The following is a 15561-nucleotide window of genomic DNA, read 5'->3' on the forward strand; positions in this document are numbered from 1 at the left end:
GTCGAGCCAAGGCCATCCGCGCCTTCATGCTGCGCAGCTGCTGCTCAGTGTCAGCCGCGATCCTCATCAGTGCCTGCTCAGACTGCACTGCGTTGACTGCGTCATCATGAACGGCCCCGGCTACCGCCCCGACAAGCGCCCGAAGGGACCCACCGACAAGCCCCGCGCACCCTCGAACGGCTCGTCAGACCACCGGCGGCCCCGCCTCAATGCGGCGTAGCACCGGGAGCAGACGATCAAGGTCGGGGCCGGTCTGGACCTGCCGTTCGTCCCACCAGGTGGCGCCGGCGTCGTGCAGCGGACCGATCACGTCCTTGGCCTTGGCCGCGTCCGGGGGCGTGGCACCGCCGAGCACGAACTCGAAGGGGCGCTCGGCTCCGGCCGTACGCTGCTGGCGCACGTAGGCGACCAGCTCCCGTACTTCCGCCGCATCCGGCGCATGACCATGCCGGGCCGTCTCGAACAGCGGCACGGCGCCGTCCCACCGCGCTGCCCGCCGCATGGGCGCACGACGCGGCCAGAATCCGCCGATCCACACCGGCGGACCGGGCCGCTGCACGGTGGCGGGCACCAGCGTCACGTCCCGGACCTCGAAGTGCCGGCCGTGGTGGTTCACCGGCTCGCCGGACCAGAAGCGCCCCAACAGCTCCAGTCCCTCGTCCAGCCGTTCGGCGAGGAGACGTGGCTCGGCGGCGTCGCCGAAGCTGCGGTATTCATCCTCGACGGGACCGCCCAGGCCCGCGGCGAAGGTCACCCTGCCACCGCTGAGGTGGTCCAAGGTGGCCACCTGCCGGGCGAGTTGCTGCGGACGGTACCGAGGGACCGGCGTCAGCAGGGTGCCCAGTCGGATCCGGGAGGTCTCCAGCGCGGCCGCGGTCAGCAGCATCCAGGGGTCCCCGAAGGGACGCCCCTGGTGCTGTCGGTGCAGTACGTGGTCCCAGACGAAGAGCCCGTCCCAGCCGGCCTGTTCGGCGGCAGCCGCCACGGTCGCGACGTTACGCGGGTCGGCGAAGTCGCCGAAGTTGGGGATGTTGATGGAGAAGCGCATCCCAGCAGGATGCGCGGCCGGCCATGACGATGCAATCGGATTCGGATCCAGGCGTCACGGCAGGCTGCCGACGGGCGCAGGACTACGCCGCTCCATCGGGACACTTGGACCGCAGCTGGACTGGCAGGACCAACCCGCCAGGCTCCGCATCACGAGCCGGGCCCGCCTGCTGCCCTTGAGGAGTGGCACTCCCCTGCCCAACTTCACGCCCCATCTACGCAGTCGGGCCACGTCGTCCAGCTGAAGCGCACATCGACCGGGCCCGAGCCCGCCCTGATCCACATGGCGACTGCACCATGATCGAGGGCACCTCTCATCCGATCCGGGCCGATGAAGCATGTGCCGCACTCGCGGACCCGAACATCACGGCATGCCAGCAGCGCATCGCCCCGGACACAGACCAGGCGGCCGCCGCGATCCTGCTGGGGTGCGCCCCTGGGGCGGTCGGTCACTGCCCGCGATGCCGGGGGCTCACCCGCCGCTACGGGCCCAAGGCCCAGGTTCTCTCCCTTGCCTGCCCCCAGGCTGCGTCAGCCGGTTGTGAGGATGCGGCAGATGTCGCCCTCGGCGCAGCTGGCGGGGTCGGTGGCGGAGGCGGTGCGGGTCAGTTCTCGCAGCATGGCGCGGGTCGCGTCCAGTTCGGCGATCCTTCGCTCGACGTCGGCCAGGTGCTGGTCGAGCAGTGCGGTGACGTGCGCGCACGGTGCCTGGCCACCGTCGCGGATCGCGAGGACGTCACGGATCTCGGCGAGGCTGAGGCCGGCTGCTTGGGCGGAGCGGACGAAGCCGACCCGGCCTGGGGCGTGGGCCGGGTAGTCGCGGTAGCCGCCCGGGGTGCGGGGCGGCGCCTCCAGGAGTCCGGCCTGCTCGTAGAAACGCAGGGTCTTGGTGGTGGTGCCGGTGGCGGCGGCGAGTGTTCCGATGCGCATACCTTCACCGTAGGCCTTGACCTTCCAGTGTGGTGGAAGGTCTAGCGTGGGCCGCCCGGCCTGGAGGTGCCGCTCATGCGCGTGGAAATGTTGACGGTCGCGGATTGCCCCAATGGCCCGGTACTCAAGGAACGGCTGGCACTCGCCCTGGCCGACCGAGCGGACGTGGAGCTGACCGTGCACGTGGTCGACGACCAGGCGGAGGCCGAACGGCGCGGCATGCGCGGCTCGCCGACGTTGCTGGTCGACGGTCGCGACCCGTTCGCCGCCCCGGGCACTGCGGCCAGCGTGTCCTGCCGTCTCTACCGAGGCCTGGACGGCCGGATCGGCGGGGCGCCATCCGTCGAGGAACTGCGGCAAGCCCTCCGCACGACCGCCACTACCGCCACTACCGCCACTACCGCCACTACCGCCACTACGGGCGCATACCAGGCGGCAGGCCGCGCCGGGCAGGGCCGCCTCGCCCCCGTCGAGGGCGGCCTACGCGCGGTGCAGCAGGCCGTCCTGCGCTCCTTCGCCACCGCCGGCACCCCACCCGGGGCGGGCGAGCTGGACTCGGCAGCCGAGCCCTTCGGCGTGCCGGCCGCCCGGGTGCTCGCCGAGCTGGCCACCGAGGACTTCCTCACCCTGGACGGCACCGGCCGCATCCAGGCCGCGTACCCGTTCTCCGCCACCCCCACCGAGCACGTCGTGCAGATCGCCGGCGGGCGGACGGTGTGGTCGATGTGCGCGATCGACGCGCTCGGCATCCCGGTCATGCTCGACACCGACACCGTCATCACCTCCACCGACCCGGTCACCGGTGAACCCGTCCGCGTGGAGTTCACCGACGGGAGGACCACGTGGCAGCCGGCCACCGCGGTGGTCTACTACGGCGGCCGCCCCGGCACCGGCCCGGCCGCCGCCGTGTGCTGCGGCTACCTTCGCTTCTTCACCACCCGGACCACCGCCGAGCAGTGGATCGGGCAGCAGGCCGACCTCAGCGGCGCCGTCCTGGGCCAGGCCGAGGCCGAACGCCTGGGCGCAGACATCTTCGGCCAGCTGCTGACGGCACCGGCGGACTGTCCGGCGGCCGGAGCGACCTCGCGGACGGGCCCGGATGGAGACCAGGGGACACAGACACCGACGCCCGCACCTCTCTAACGCGTGGCTGAGTCCCCGTAGTCCGTCGCCGCCTGGGTGAGTGCGCGTACCAGCGGGGTCGCGCGGTCCGTGCGCCAGATCAGGGCCCACTGGACGGGCGGGGCATCGTGGAGGGGGAGGTAGACGACGTCGGTCTGCGCGTTGTAACGCCGTCCCTCGTCGGGGACGGTGCAGACCGCGTCGCCTGCCGCGACGAGTGCAAGGATCTCGTAGAAGGTGGTGACGGCCGGGCCGCGGCGGACGGGGCGTCCGGCCGGAGTGCGGGCCGGCAGGACGGCGGCCTCCCAGTAGGCGGGTACGGGGCCATTCAGGCGCGGCACGATGTGATCGCCGAGCACCTCCATGCTCACCGACTCTTGCCGGGCGAGCGGATGCTCCGCGCACACCATCAGGTTGAGAGGTTCCTCGCGCAGCACCACACCGACGGTCAGGTCCGGCTCGCGAACCGGCAGCCACGTGGTCACCGCGTCGACCTCGCCGGCCCGCAAGGCTCCGAACGGATCGCTGAAGAACACTTCCCGGAAACGCAGTTCGACGGACGGGTGCCGGGACCGGAAGCGGGTCAGGAGCGGGGCCATGTCGTGCATCTGTGCGCCCATGACCCCCAGTGTCAGCGTGCCGGCCGCATGGCGGTCGACGGTGGTCACCTCCGCTATGGCGTCCTGGATGGCCTCATATGCCGGCTTCAGCCGCTGGAGCAACACCTCTCCGATGGGGGTGATCCGCACGTGGTGGCTGGTGCGCTCGAAGAGTTGGGCGCCGATGGCGCGTTCCTGTTTCTTGATCGCCTGGCTGACGCGGGCCGGGGAGACATGCAGGCGTTCGGCGCTGCGGCCGAAGTGGAGCTCCTCCGCGAGCGTCAGGAAGATCTCTATGTCCCGCAGTTCCAACCTGTCCCCCGATTCCGTTCTGGTTCCCGGAGTCGTGAACCTCTGGGTTAACGACCATAACAAGATCGGCCGTTGTTCCTGGGCTGCCCGGTATGCATGATGGGGACCAGGCCGGGAGGCTTCCCGCGGGTGAGTGAGACCTCACCGCCCTGCGCTCCGCCCGCCGAGTACGAACCCCCACGGAGAGATTGCCGCGTGACACCTGACCCGAGCACCGTCCATCCCCTGCCCGCCCACGAGCGGGTCGTCTTCCTCAAGCCACTGGTTGCCGGGACCAACGTCGTGGTGGGTGACTTCACCTACTACGACGACCCCGACGGGGCGACCGACTTCGCGCAGCGAAATGTGCTGTACGCCTACGGTCCGGAACGGCTGATCATCGGCAAGTACTGCGCGATCGCGACGGGCACCCGGTTCCTGATGGCGGGCGCGGATCACCCGTCGATCGGGGTGTCCACCTTCCCCTTCACCATGTTCGGCGGCGAGTGGGCCGAGCAGACCCTCGACCTCGTCACCGGCATGCCCAGCCGCGGGGACACGGTGGTCGGCAACGACGTGTGGTTCGGATACGGTGCCACCGTGATGCCGGGGATTCGGATCGGCGACGGCGCGGTGATCGCGGCCGGAGCGGTGGTCACCGCCGACGTGCCGGCGTACACCATCGTGGGCGGAAACCCGGCCCGGACGATCAGACAGCGCTTCGGCGACAGCGACATCGAACGGCTCGCGCGCAGCGCCTGGTGGGATTGGCCCGTTGAACGGGTGACCGCGCACGCCCAGACCATCATGGCCGGATCCCCGCAGGACATCGAGCGCATCGCCGCCGCCGAAGCTCTGGGGCAGCAGCAGTGACGTCCCCGGCCATCGAGGAGTACGCGGTGTCCGGTCGCGACAGCGGCCCGTACGCGATCACCACCGGCCCGGACGGCGCGCTGTGGTTCACCATGGTGCACAGCGGCAGGATCGGCCGGCTGGACCCGGGACAGGAGCCGACGAGTCATCAACTCGCCCCGGACAGCGGTCCGACGGTCATCTGCAACGGGCCGGACGGCGCACTGTGGTTCACGGAGTACCGGGCGCACCGGATCGGGCGGATCACGCCGGCCGGCCGGGTGACCGGGTTCGCGCTGCCCACCGCGCAGTGCGGGCCTTTCGGTATCGCCGCGGGGCCGGACGGCGCGCTGTGGTTCACCGAGACCGCGGCCGACCGCATCGGCCGCCTCACCACCGACGGAACGGTCACGGAGTATCCGCTGCCGCGCACCGGAGCGTTTCCCTCCGCGATCGCCGCGGCCGGGGACGCGATGTGGTTCACGATGAACCAGGCCAACGCCATCGGCCGGATCGGCATGGACGGCCGCATCACGGTGCACGAGCTGCCCACCGGGGCGGCCGCGCCGGTGGGTATCGCCGTGGGGCCGGACGGAAGTATTTGGTTCACCGAGATCGCGGCCGGTCAGATCGGCCGGATGGCACCCGGCGGCCGGATCACCGAGTACCCGCTGCCCGACCGTTCCGCCCGGCCGCACGCCGTCACCACCGACGCCGACGGCACGGCGTGGTTCACCGAGTGGGGCGGCAACCGCGTCGGCTCGGTCACCTCGGACGGCACGGTCGCCGTCCATGACCTGCCCACCCCGGCCTCCGAGCCGCACGGGATCACAGTGGGCCCGGACGGCGCCCTGTGGACGGCCTTGGAGAGGGGTGCACTGGCCCGCATCGAACCGGACACCACCAGAATCACCAAGAACATCGAACAGAGGAACGCCTCATGAAATACGCCCTCGTGATCTTCGAGACGCATGCGTCACGCGCCCGGATCCAGGCCGACCGCGACGGCTATCGGAAGGCTTACCAGACCTGGATCGGCGAACTCGCGGCAGCGGGCAAACTGGTGGGCGGAGACGCCCTCGACACCGAGCAACGGGGCCCCGTCACGGTGCGCAAGACGGTGGACGGGTCCGCAGCGGTGACCGAGGGGCCCGTGCACAGTGGCGAGGAGACCCTCGGCGGCTGGTTCGTACTGGAAGTTGCCGACCACGCCGAGGCCATCGAGCTGGCGCGCGGTTTCCCCACCCCGGAGGCGCTCGAAATCCGCCCGATACTCGAATCGGCCTGAGCGTCATGCGGCCCGCGACGCCCTCTGCCCGGACACCCGGCGTGCCTGACCAGCACGACATACCGGGCCCGGAGCGCTGTATCCCTGCACAGGAGTTGACTTGAAACTGACATCGGTGAGCTACCGACCTCTGACCGGCCCCGAGGAGATCGATCTCTTCTGCCGGCTCTCCTACGTCCTCGACCACGAACTGACCGAGGATTTCGCCGGCGGCTGCCGCCGCCCCGAGTGGTCCTGGGTGGCCCTGGACGGCGACCGTCTCCTCGCACGGCTCGCCTGGTGGACGACCCCGGGCGGTGACGTCCCGCTGCAGTTCGACTTCTTCGACATCGACGACACACTGCCCCGGGCCGACCGCGACGAGATCGGCCTGCGGCTGTTCGAGACGGCGACGGCGACCGTCTTCCCGGCGGGCGCGAAGCTGCCGGAGTACGGTCGCTTCGTCCCGCCCGACTGGCACGAGGACCCCGCGGCGCGCGAGGTGGTCGAATCCCGCACGCGCGTGCTGGAGAGCACGGGCGCACGGCTGCTGGTCGAGCGGCTGCGGCTGCAGTGGACCCCGTCGTCCCTGCTCCCGGAGCCCAGGGGGCGTCTCGTCTTCCGCCCGGTGGCCGACCGTGAGGACCTCCTCGCCCTGATGACCCCGGTCATGGAGGGCACCCTCGACGCCCACGGCCAGGCGGACCTGTCCTCCGGACTGAGCCCGCGCGAAGCGGCGGAACGGCACTACGACGGAGAGTTTGCCGGGTTCAAGAGCCCGCACGAGTGGTGGCGCATCGCCGAACTTCCCGGCGGGGGCGCTCCGGTGGGCTTCGTGGTCCCCGCCCGCAACAGCTACCACCCGATCATCGCGTACGTCGGTGTCCTGCCCGCACACCGCGGCAATGGCTACATCGACGAGATCCTCGCCGAGGGTACCCGCATCCTGGCCGCCGAGGGTGTCGACCGGATCAGGGCATCGACGGACCTCGGCAACGTCCCCATGGCGAAGTCCTTCGCCCGCGCCGGATACGTCAACTTCGAACGCTCCCTCAACCTGGTCTGGGACTGACCCCGCCACACGTCAGGCACGCGATGCGGATCAGCCCTCCCTGACACAAGGACAAGGCGACCGTGCGGGGCAGCGAAAAGGAGAGCCGACCCCGCCGGTCCTGCCCCTCTGGTCGGGCACCGCGGTCTCGGTCAGGTCGCAGTCCTTGGCGACCCGACCGGCCGAACCGAGGTAGCCGATCGTCAGCGGAGGATCACCGTGCGCCTGCCCTGGACGAACACTCGGCCTTCGCAGTGCCACCGGACCGCTCGGGCCAGCGCCGCCGATTCCGCGTCGCGGCCGATGGCGGCCAGGTCGTCGGGGGTGTGGCTGTGGTCGACACCGATGACCTCCTGGGCGATGATCGGGCCTTCGTCGAGGTCGGCGGTGACGTAGTGGGCCGTCGCGCCGACGAGCTTGACGCCCCGGTCGTGTGCCTGGTGGTAGGGCTTGGCGCCCTTGAAGCTCGGCAGAAACGAATGGTGAATGTTGATGGTCCGGCCGGCGAGTCCGGTGCACAGGTCGTCGGAGAGCACCTGCATGTAGCGGGCCAGCACGACGAGTTCGACGGCGAACTCGTCGACCAGCTCCAGAAGTCGGGCTTCGGCCTCGGGCTTGGTCGCGGCGGTGACCGGCACATGGAAGAACGGGATCTCGTGCCACGCGACGAGTGCCTCGTGGTCGCGGTGGTTGGAGACCACGGCGACCACCTCGATGGGCAGGTCCCCACTGCGGGTACGGAAGAGCAGGTCGTTGAGGCAGTGGCCGTAGCGGGACACCATGACCAGCACGCGGCGCCGGGTGCCGACCGGTTCGAGGTGCCATCGCATGGCGAACGGTGCGGCCACCGCGGCGAACCCGCGGCGCAGGACGTCGGTGGTGTTCTCGCCGCCCGAGGTGGCGAAGTGCACTCGCATGAAGAAGTGGCCGTCGCGGCGGTCACCGAACTGCTGGTTGTCGATGATGTCGCTGCCCTGCTCAAGGAGGAACCGTGAGACGGCATGGACGATGCCGGGAGCCTCGGGGCAGTCGACCGTGAGCACGTGCTCGACGGGCGCCGCGGCGGGGTCGACCGGCGCGTGGGCGCGGGACGTGGCGGAAGCCGGGAAGTCAGTCATGGTCTCAGCACTCGATTACGTTGACGGCGAGACCGCCGCGGGCGGTCTCCTTGTACTTGACCTTCATGTCCCGGCCGGTGTCGCGCATGGTCTTGACGGCCTGGTCCAGGCTGACCTTGTGCGTGCCGTCACCGGCCAGGGCGAGCCGTGTCGCGTTGATCACCTTGACACTGGCGACGGCGTTGCGCTCGATGCAGGGGATCTGGACCAGGCCGCCCACCGGATCGCAGGTCAGCCCCAGGTTGTGCTCGATGCCGACCTCGACGGCGTTCTCCTCGTTGACGGCCAGGGCGAACAGATTCACCCGGTCCATGACCTGGAGGGGATCCCCGCCGTCGGTCTTCGCGTTCAGCCTCCGGAACAGGCCCGGTGCGGGGCGTGGCACGCGCAGGCCGCCGGGCAGCACCCCTTCGCGGCGGCATCCGCGCTCCACGGATGCTCGTATGACCGACATGCCGTCGGGGTGCGCGGGCAGGGACTTGCGCCGGTGCAGCACGCGGTCGGCATCGCTGTCGAAACCGATGCGGTGCTTGCCCGCCAGCAGCAGGGTGCTGCCGGCGCGCACCTGCGCCACCCGGCCGCCGGCCCGCTCGGTGTCCACGGTTGCCGGATCCTCGTCCTCCAGACCGAGCACCACCGCCTTGTCCGAGCCGTGCCCGTGGCCCGTCGCACGGAGCGACCCGAACAGTTCGGCCCGCACTCGGCTGACGAAGGTGAGCAAACCGTCGTCGTCCAGGCGCTGGGCGAAGCGCCGCGCCGCGCGCATCGGCCCCACCGTGGGGGATGAGGAGGGGCCGATGCCGACCGAGTACAGGTCGAACGCGCTCAGCGCCATCAGGGCGCCTCCGGGCCGATGTACTCACTCATCGCGTCGATGAGCCAGCGGGCCAGGTAGTCGGCGAACGAGGAGCGCGGCAAGAGCTGGTACGTGGGTGCGTCGTCGACCTGCCGGAGCAGTACCGCGACGGGGCCCACCGTGGTCGACACCGCCTGGCCGGGTGCGAAGGACCGGGGGTGCAGGTCCAAGGGGCAGCCCTTCTCCAGTACCTGCCGGGCAGTGGGGCCGCTCAGCTCCAGGGTGGTGCGGTTCGCCGAGACGTCCACGACCGAGCCCGGGTCGCCGCCGAGTGCCTCCCGCAGCTCTGCGGTCACGGCGGTCGCGTCGGACCGGGACAGCACGAGCCACTCGTCGGGGCCGAGCCAGAGGACTGTGTGGGGGCCGGACGCGGTGGTGTGGCCGCACTGGAGCGGGAGCGGCGCCCCCAAGGTCTTCTCGATGCGGTCGGCCGCTTCGGACGCGGGGTCGACACGCACGTTCACCATGCTGATGAACGGCCGCTCGGCGAGCGTCACGCCCCGGGGGCCGGTGACGGTGGCGGCGCGCATCCGCTCCACCAGATGTGCCAGGGGGCTGGTGCGCTGGGCCACCGGGCCCGCGCCTGCGCCGAACGTCGGCTCAGTCGTCTCGTCAGCCATCTCGCTTGGTCCCTTCGGGGTCGTAGAGGACGAAGTCGGTCACCTCGACGGGCACCAGGTCCTCGCCCACCGGGGCGAGCAGGGTTTCGCCGATCCTTGCCCGCCCGTCGGAGACGAGGGCGAGGGCGAAGGGGCGGCCGAGGGCCGGGCTGTGGTAGCTGGAGGTGACGTGGCCGAGCATCGGCACGGGCACCGTCTCCAGGGCGACATCCGGCGCGACGAGCTGGGTTCCCTCGGGCAGCCGGGTCGTGCGGTCGGTCGGCAGCAGGCCGACCAGCTGCTTGCGGTCGGTGCGGGCGGTGTCGGCGCGGGAGTAGGACCGCTTTCCGACGAAGTCCTTCTGCTTCGAGACCACCCAGGACATGCCCGCGTCCTGCGGGGTGACGGTGCCGTCGGTGTCCTGGCCGACGATGATGTAGCCCTTCTCGGCCCGCAGGACGTGCATGGTCTCGGTGCCGTACGGCGTGATGCCGTACGGCTGCCCGGCCTCGTACACCTGCTCCCAGACGGCGCGGCCGTACCAGGCGCAGACGTTGATCTCGTAGGCGAGTTCGCCGGAGAAGGAGATCCGGCAGATGCGGGCGGGGATGCCGGAGGCCAGGGTGGTCTCGCGGAAGGCCATGAAGGGGAACGCCTCGGCGGACAGGTCGATGTCGGGCGCGAGCCCCGCGACGACCTCGCGCGACTTCGGGCCTACGACGGCGATCGTCGCCCATTGTTCGGTCACCGAGGTGCAGTGGACGTCGAGTTCGGGCCACTCGGTCTGGAGCCACTCCTCCAGCCAGTCCAAGACCCCGGCGGCGCCGCCGGTCGTGGTGGTCATGAAGTAACGGTTGTCGTCGAGGCGCAGGGTCACGCCGTCGTCGAAGATCATGCCGTCGGGCTTGCACATCACGCCGTAGCGGGCGAGGCCGGGCTTGAGCTTCTTGAAGGCGTTGGTGTAGACGCGGTTGAGGAACTCCCCCGCGTCCGCACCCCAGATCTCGATCTTGCCGAGGGTGGAGGCGTCCATGACTCCCACGCCCTCACGGGCCGCGCGGCACTCACGGGCCACGGCCGTGTCCATGTCCTCACCGGGCAGGGGGAAGTACCAGGGGCGCTTCCACTGCCCGACATCCTCGAACACAGCCCCCTGAGCGACATGCCAGCTGTGGATGGACGTCGTGCGCTCTGGATCGAACAACTCGCCGCGCTCACGCCCGGCCAGGGCGGCGAACGCCACCGGCGTGTACGGCGCCCGGTAGGCCGTCGTACCGATCTCCCCCGGTGACGCACCCGCGCCGAGCGCCTCGGCGATCACGCCGATCGCGTTGACACCGGACGTCTTGCCCTGGTCGTTGGCGGTGCCGAGCGAGGTGTAGCGCTTGACGTGCTCGACACCGCGCATGCCGGCGCCGGTGGAGCGCCAGACGTCGGCGACGGTGACATCGCGCTGGAGGTCGACGAAGTGCGTGTCCCAGGTGCCGGGTTCGCCGTCGGGGGCGGGCACCAGCCACAGCGCGCGCACCGGGCCGGAGCCTTGGTCATCGCTGGACGACGGTACGGAAACCGGGAACCCGGCCTCCGTCGCGGCCCGCGCTCCGGCCCGCGCCCCCTGCGCCCGGCAGCCGTCGAGGTCGTACGTCCCCCGGGCCGCACCCACGACCTGCTGGTCCCGTACGGCGCCGTCGGGAACGAAGGCGACCAGGTCCTCGTCCCAGCGCAGCCGACCCTGGCGCTGGCTGTGCAGGTGCACCACCGGGCTCCAACCGCCCGACACGGCGAGCAGGTCGCAGTCGAACGACTGGGAGATGCCGGTGAGTTGGCCGCTCTCGTCGAGGGCCTGGACGGTGACGCCGGTGAGCCGGCCGTCGCCCGCGGTGTCGACCACCGCGCTGCCCGTCAGCACCCGCACCCCGGTCGCCGCGGCGACCTCGGCGGCCCGTGGGGACAGCTCGGCGCGTGCGTCCACGACGGCGGCGATGTCGATCCCGGCGGAGTGGAGGTCGGCGACCGTGTCATAGGCGCTGTCGTTGGTCGTGCTCACCACGGCCCGCGAGCCCGGAGCCACGGCGTACCGGTTGAGGTACGAGCGCACCGCCGCCGCGAGCATCACCCCGGGGCGGTCGTTGCCGGCGAAGACCAGCGGACGTTCGTGAGCGCCGGTCGCCAGGACCACCTGGCGGGCCCGTATGTGCCACAGCCGCTGGCGCGAGATGCCTTCGGACGGGTCGGGGGCGTCGGCTCCGAGATGGTCGGTGCGCCGCTGGAGGGCCAGCACGTAGTTGTCGTCGTACGAGCCGAACGCCGTGGTGCGCTGGAGGACGACGACCTCGGGGACGGCGTCGAGTGTCGCGTGGACCTCTGCGACCCACTTGAGGTCGCTCCGCGCACCGGAGAGCAGCGAACCGCCTGGCTCGGGCTGGTCGTCGAGGAGAATCACGCGGGCGCCGGAGCCGGCGGCAGCGGCGGCGGCCGCGAGGCCGGCCGGTCCGGCGCCGACGACCAGGACGTCGGTGTGGACGTACTTCTTGTCGTAGACGGCGGGGTCGGGGGTCGGGTCGAGCCGGCCCATCCCGGACAGAGTCGTGGCGGACAGACCGTCGTACAGCTCCACGGTCGTCGCCAGGAGCATGCCCTCCGCGCACGAACCGTCAAGCTGCACCAGGGCGTTGGGCTCCTCGACGCCCGCGGCGACGATGCCGCGCGGACGGCTCCGGTAGAGCGATAGGACGACCTCGACGCACCCGTTCGCCAGCATCGCAGAGGCGACGGTGTCTCCGGGGTGCCCGGTCAACTCCCGGCCGTCGACGGTGAACCGCAGCACGCGGTCACGGTCGATTCGGCCCCCCTGCCGCAGCCGGAATCGCTGGTCGGTCATCGGTGGTTACCTCCGGCCTGGGGCAGTTCGGGGCGGGGCTCGTCGAGCCGATAGGCGGCGAGCACCTCGTAGGTGACGGTGTCGCGCAGGACGTTGAACCAGCGGCGGCAGCCGGTGCTGTGCATCCACCGCTCGGCGAAGGGGCCCTTGGGGTTGTCGCGGTAGAAGACGTACTCGGCCCACTGCTCGTCGGTGAGGTCGGCGGGGTTCTCGGGATAGGGGACGTGAGCCTGTCCCCCGTAGTGGTACTCGGTCTCATTCCGCGGACCGCACCAAGGGCAGGTGATCAGCAGCACGGTGTCCTCCTCAGTGGGCCACGGCTGCCGCGCCGTGTTCGTCGATCAAGGCGCCCGTCGCGAAGCGTTCGAGGGCGAAGGGGGCGTTCAGCGGATGTGGTTCGCCCGTGGCGATGGTGTGCGCGAAGGTCCAGCCGGCGGCCGGGGTGGCCTTGAATCCGCCGGTGCCCCAGCCGCAGTTGACGTAGAGGTTCTCCACGGGCGTGCTGCCGACGATCGGGGAGGCGTCCGGGCTGACGTCGACGATGCCGCCCCAGGTCCGCAGCACATGCGCGCGGGCGAAGATCGGGAACAGCTCGACGGCGGCGGCCATCTGCTGCTCGATCACGTGGAAGGAGCCACGCTGCCCATAACCGTTGTACGCGTCGACGCCCGCGCCCATCACCAGCTCGCCCTTGTGGGCCTGGGAGACGTACACGTGCACGTGATTCGACATGACGACCGTCGGATGCACCGGCTCGTGCAGCTCGGAGACCAGCGCCTGGAGTGGGTGTGACTGTACCGGCAGCCGTACGCCCGCCCGCTCGGCCAGCACACTGCTGTGCCCGGCGGACGCGAGGCCGACCCGGCCGGCGTGGATGCGGCCGCGGCTGGTCTCGACGCCCACGACCCGGTCGCCGTCCTTGAGGAAGCCGGTGACCTCGCAGCCCTGGATCAGGTCCACGCCCATCTCGTCGGCCCGGCGGGCCAGCGCCCAGGCGACGTGGTCGTGCTTGGCGATGCCGGCCCGCGGTTGGAAGGTGCCGCCGAGGACCGGATAGCGGGTGCGGGGCGAGACGTTGAGGATGGGGCAGACCTCGGCGACCTCGTCCGGCTCCAGCCACTCGGCGTCGACTCCGTTGAGGCGGTTGGCGTTGACGCGGCGTACGCCCTCGCGGACGTCCTGGAGGGTGTGTGCGAGGTTGAGGACGCCGCGCTGGCTGAACAGGAAATCGTAGTCCAGTTCCTCGGGGAGCTGCTCCCACAGCTTGAGCGCGTATTCGTAGATCGCCGCGCTCTCGTCCCAGAGGTAGTTGGAGCGGATGATCGTGGTGTTGCGGGCCATGTTGCCACCCGCCAGCCAGCCCTTCTCCAGGACGGCGACGTTGGTGATGCCGTGGTTCTTGGCGAGGTAGTAGGCGGTGGCCAGGCCGTGGCCTCCCGCGCCGACGATGACGACGTCGTACGAGGAGCGCGGCTCGGGGTTGCGCCAGAGGAAGTCCGGATGCTCCGGCAGCGGCTCGGTGGTCATGCCGCGTCTCCGTTCACGTGGGGCAGGTGGGGCAGGTGGGGATAGAGGGGGAACGCGTCGGCGAGCTTCTCGACCCGGTCACGCAGCAGGCCCGCCCGCTCGTCGCCGAGCCGCTCGTCCTTCAGGGCCTGGGCGATGATGTCGGCGACCTCCCGGAACTCCGTCTCGCCGAAGCCGCGGGTGGCCAGGGCGGGGGTGCCGATCCGCAGCCCCGAGGAGACCATCGGCGGGCGGGGGTCGAACGGCACCGCGTTGCGGTTGACGGTGATTCCGACGCGGTGCAGCCGGTCCTCGGCCTGCTGCCCGTCGAGCGCGGAGCCCCGCAGGTCGACGAGGACCAGGTGGACTTCGGTGCCGCCGGTCAGCACGGTGATCCCGGCCTCGGCCACGTCGTCGGCCAGCAGCCGTCCGGCGAGGATGCGGGCGCCGTCCAGGGTGCGCTGCTGGCGCTCCTTGAACTCCTCGCTTGCCGCCACCTTGAAGGCGACTGCCTTCGCCGCGATGACGTGCTCCAGCGGGCCGCCCTGCTGGCCCGGGAAGACCGCGGAGTTGATCTTCTTGGCCAGGTCGGCACGGCTGAGGATCACACCGCCGCGCGGGCCGCCGAGGGTCTTGTGCGTAGTGGTGGTCACGACGTCGGCGTACGGCACCGGGCTCGGGTGCAGGCCTGCGGCCACCAGACCGGCGAAGTGCGCCATGTCCACCATCAGATACGCGCCCACCTCGTCGGCGATGCGGCGGAAGGCGGCGAAGTCCAGCCGGCGGGGGTAGGCCGACCAGCCGGCGACGATCATCTTGGGCCGGTGGGCGAGAGCGAGTTGCTCGACCTCGTCCATGTCGATACGCATGTCCGACTCGCGCACGTGGTACGGCACGACGTTGTACAGCTTGCCGGAGTAGTTGAGGCGCATGCCGTGGGTCAGGTGCCCACCGTGCGCCAGGTCGAGGCCGAGGATCGTGTCGCCGGGCTCCAGCAGCGCGAACATCGCGGCGGCGTTGGCCTGGGCGCCCGAGTGCGGCTGCACGTTCGCGGCCTCGGCGCCGAACAGTTCCTTCACCCGGCCGATGGCCAACTGCTCGATGACGTCGACGTGTTCGCAGCCGCCGTAGTAGCGGCGACCCGGGTATCCCTCGGCGTACTTGTTGGTCAGGACCGAGCCCTGGGCCTCCATGACGGCTGCCGGGGCGAAGTTCTCCGAGGCGATCATCTCGAGCGTGGACTGCTGGCGGTGCAGCTCGGCGTCGACGGCGCTGGCGACATCCGGGTCGAGCTCGCTGAGCGGGACGGAGAGAGGGGAGGTGAGCGTGGTGAGCGACAGGTTCGTTGCCATCTGTGCACCATCCTGAGAGCCAGCTAATGAGCGACTAATGAGCAACTGATATATCAGCCTGTGCGGTACGGTATGGGAGCTCGCCGGACA

At 70.7% G+C, this 15561-nt stretch carries 15 protein-coding genes; 5 read left to right on the top strand and 10 right to left on the bottom strand.

Translation table 11 applies throughout. From position 1 onward, the window contains the following. Positions 1-184 precede the first annotated feature (184 nt). Positions 185-1048 (bottom strand): LLM class flavin-dependent oxidoreductase, encoded by an 864-nt coding sequence (locus ACIRA5_RS37180; protein WP_403698562.1) that lies wholly within the window; start codon positions 1046-1048, stop codon positions 185-187. Between the two features lie 530 nt (positions 1049-1578). Beyond that, on the bottom strand, positions 1579-1977 hold the full coding sequence (locus tag ACIRA5_RS37185) for a MerR family DNA-binding protein (RefSeq protein WP_403698564.1): 399 nt from the start codon (positions 1975-1977) through the stop codon (positions 1579-1581). A 75-nt stretch (positions 1978-2052) separates the two neighbouring features. On the opposite strand from ACIRA5_RS37185, the gene merB reads away from it, so the two are divergent. After that, positions 2053-3120, top strand: a complete 1068-nt coding sequence (merB, locus tag ACIRA5_RS37190) for an organomercurial lyase (RefSeq protein ID WP_403698565.1) — start codon at positions 2053-2055, stop codon at positions 3118-3120. Here the strand turns inward: merB and ACIRA5_RS37195 are convergent. Beyond that, positions 3117-4010 carry a LysR family transcriptional regulator gene (locus tag ACIRA5_RS37195; RefSeq protein ID WP_403698567.1) on the bottom strand — a complete coding sequence of 298 codons (894 nt, stop codon included), beginning with the start codon at positions 4008-4010 and terminating at the stop codon, positions 3117-3119. The two genes, merB and ACIRA5_RS37195, sit on opposite strands and share 4 nt — an antisense overlap. A gap of 195 nt (positions 4011-4205) precedes the next feature. On the opposite strand from ACIRA5_RS37195, the gene ACIRA5_RS37200 reads away from it, so the two are divergent. The 4 genes from ACIRA5_RS37200 (at position 4206) to ACIRA5_RS37215 (ending at position 7180) form a co-directional block, all read left to right on the top strand. Beyond that, positions 4206-4862 (top strand): CatB-related O-acetyltransferase, encoded by a 657-nt coding sequence (locus ACIRA5_RS37200; protein WP_403698569.1) that lies wholly within the window; start codon positions 4206-4208, stop codon positions 4860-4862. Next, the gene (locus tag ACIRA5_RS37205) at positions 4859-5785 is read left to right on the top strand and encodes a virginiamycin B lyase (RefSeq protein ID WP_403698571.1); all 927 of its coding nucleotides are present in this window, start codon (positions 4859-4861) and stop codon (positions 5783-5785) included. The genes ACIRA5_RS37200 and ACIRA5_RS37205 overlap by 4 nt, the downstream gene beginning before the upstream one ends. Beyond that, positions 5782-6129 (top strand): YciI family protein, encoded by a 348-nt coding sequence (locus tag ACIRA5_RS37210; protein WP_403698572.1) that lies wholly within the window; start codon positions 5782-5784, stop codon positions 6127-6129. The genes ACIRA5_RS37205 and ACIRA5_RS37210 overlap by 4 nt, the downstream gene beginning before the upstream one ends. 115 nt (positions 6130-6244) lie before the next feature. Next, the gene (locus ACIRA5_RS37215; protein ID WP_403698574.1) at positions 6245-7180 is read left to right on the top strand and encodes a GNAT family N-acetyltransferase; all 936 of its coding nucleotides are present in this window, start codon (positions 6245-6247) and stop codon (positions 7178-7180) included. Between the two features lie 182 nt (positions 7181-7362). Here ACIRA5_RS37215 and purU read toward each other — a convergent pair whose 3' ends face one another. The 7 genes from purU to glyA form a co-directional block, all read right to left on the bottom strand. After that, a complete protein-coding gene (purU, locus tag ACIRA5_RS37220; protein ID WP_403698576.1) occupies positions 7363-8277 on the bottom strand; it encodes a formyltetrahydrofolate deformylase in 915 nt (304 codons plus the stop codon). Between the two features lie 4 nt (positions 8278-8281). Next, entirely contained in the window at positions 8282-9112 is an 831-nt protein-coding gene (locus ACIRA5_RS37225; RefSeq protein WP_403698578.1) for a serine dehydratase beta chain, read from the bottom strand. Continuing rightward, positions 9112-9663 (bottom strand): sarcosine oxidase subunit gamma, encoded by a 552-nt coding sequence (locus ACIRA5_RS37230; RefSeq protein WP_403698855.1) that lies wholly within the window; start codon positions 9661-9663, stop codon positions 9112-9114. Before ACIRA5_RS37230 ends, ACIRA5_RS37225 begins: the two co-directional genes overlap by 1 nt. A gap of 82 nt (positions 9664-9745) precedes the next feature. Further along, positions 9746-12613 carry a sarcosine oxidase subunit alpha family protein gene (locus tag ACIRA5_RS37235; protein ID WP_403698580.1) on the bottom strand — a complete coding sequence of 956 codons (2868 nt, stop codon included), beginning with the start codon at positions 12611-12613 and terminating at the stop codon, positions 9746-9748. After that, positions 12610-12909 carry a sarcosine oxidase subunit delta gene (locus ACIRA5_RS37240; protein WP_403698582.1) on the bottom strand — a complete coding sequence of 100 codons (300 nt, stop codon included), beginning with the start codon at positions 12907-12909 and terminating at the stop codon, positions 12610-12612. The genes ACIRA5_RS37235 and ACIRA5_RS37240 overlap by 4 nt, the downstream gene beginning before the upstream one ends. Before the next feature lie 10 nt (positions 12910-12919). After that, complete coding sequence (locus ACIRA5_RS37245; RefSeq protein WP_403698584.1) at positions 12920-14140, bottom strand: sarcosine oxidase subunit beta family protein; 1221 nt, start codon at positions 14138-14140, stop codon at positions 12920-12922. Beyond that, positions 14137-15471: a serine hydroxymethyltransferase gene (gene glyA, locus ACIRA5_RS37250; RefSeq protein ID WP_403698586.1), complete on the bottom strand. Its 1335-nt coding sequence runs from the start codon at positions 15469-15471 to the stop codon at positions 14137-14139. Before glyA ends, ACIRA5_RS37245 begins: the two co-directional genes overlap by 4 nt. Positions 15472-15561: the final 90 nt, after the last annotated feature.

The organism is Streptomyces sp. NPDC096311, assembly GCF_044763085.1.
Lineage (GTDB): Bacteria > Actinomycetota > Actinomycetes > Streptomycetales > Streptomycetaceae > Streptomyces.

Excerpts from the sequence above, each read along its gene's own strand:
- ACIRA5_RS37180 (WP_403698562.1), bottom strand. The coding sequence starts at position 1,048 with ATGCGCTTCTCCATCAACATCCCCAACTTCGGCGACTTCGCCGACCCG.
- ACIRA5_RS37185 (WP_403698564.1), bottom strand. The coding sequence starts at position 1,977 with ATGCGCATCGGAACACTCGCCGCCGCCACCGGCACCACCACCAAGACC.
- merB (WP_403698565.1), top strand. The coding sequence starts at position 2,053 with ATGCGCGTGGAAATGTTGACGGTCGCGGATTGCCCCAATGGCCCGGTA.
- ACIRA5_RS37210 (WP_403698572.1), top strand. The coding sequence starts at position 5,782 with ATGAAATACGCCCTCGTGATCTTCGAGACGCATGCGTCACGCGCCCGG.
- purU (WP_403698576.1), bottom strand. The coding sequence starts at position 8,277 with ATGACTGACTTCCCGGCTTCCGCCACGTCCCGCGCCCACGCGCCGGTC.
- ACIRA5_RS37225 (WP_403698578.1), bottom strand. The coding sequence starts at position 9,112 with ATGGCGCTGAGCGCGTTCGACCTGTACTCGGTCGGCATCGGCCCCTCC.
- ACIRA5_RS37230 (WP_403698855.1), bottom strand. The coding sequence starts at position 9,663 with ATGCGCGCCGCCACCGTCACCGGCCCCCGGGGCGTGACGCTCGCCGAG.
- ACIRA5_RS37235 (WP_403698580.1), bottom strand. The coding sequence starts at position 12,613 with ATGACCGACCAGCGATTCCGGCTGCGGCAGGGGGGCCGAATCGACCGT.
- ACIRA5_RS37245 (WP_403698584.1), bottom strand. The coding sequence starts at position 14,140 with ATGACCACCGAGCCGCTGCCGGAGCATCCGGACTTCCTCTGGCGCAAC.
- glyA (WP_403698586.1), bottom strand. The coding sequence starts at position 15,471 with ATGGCAACGAACCTGTCGCTCACCACGCTCACCTCCCCTCTCTCCGTC.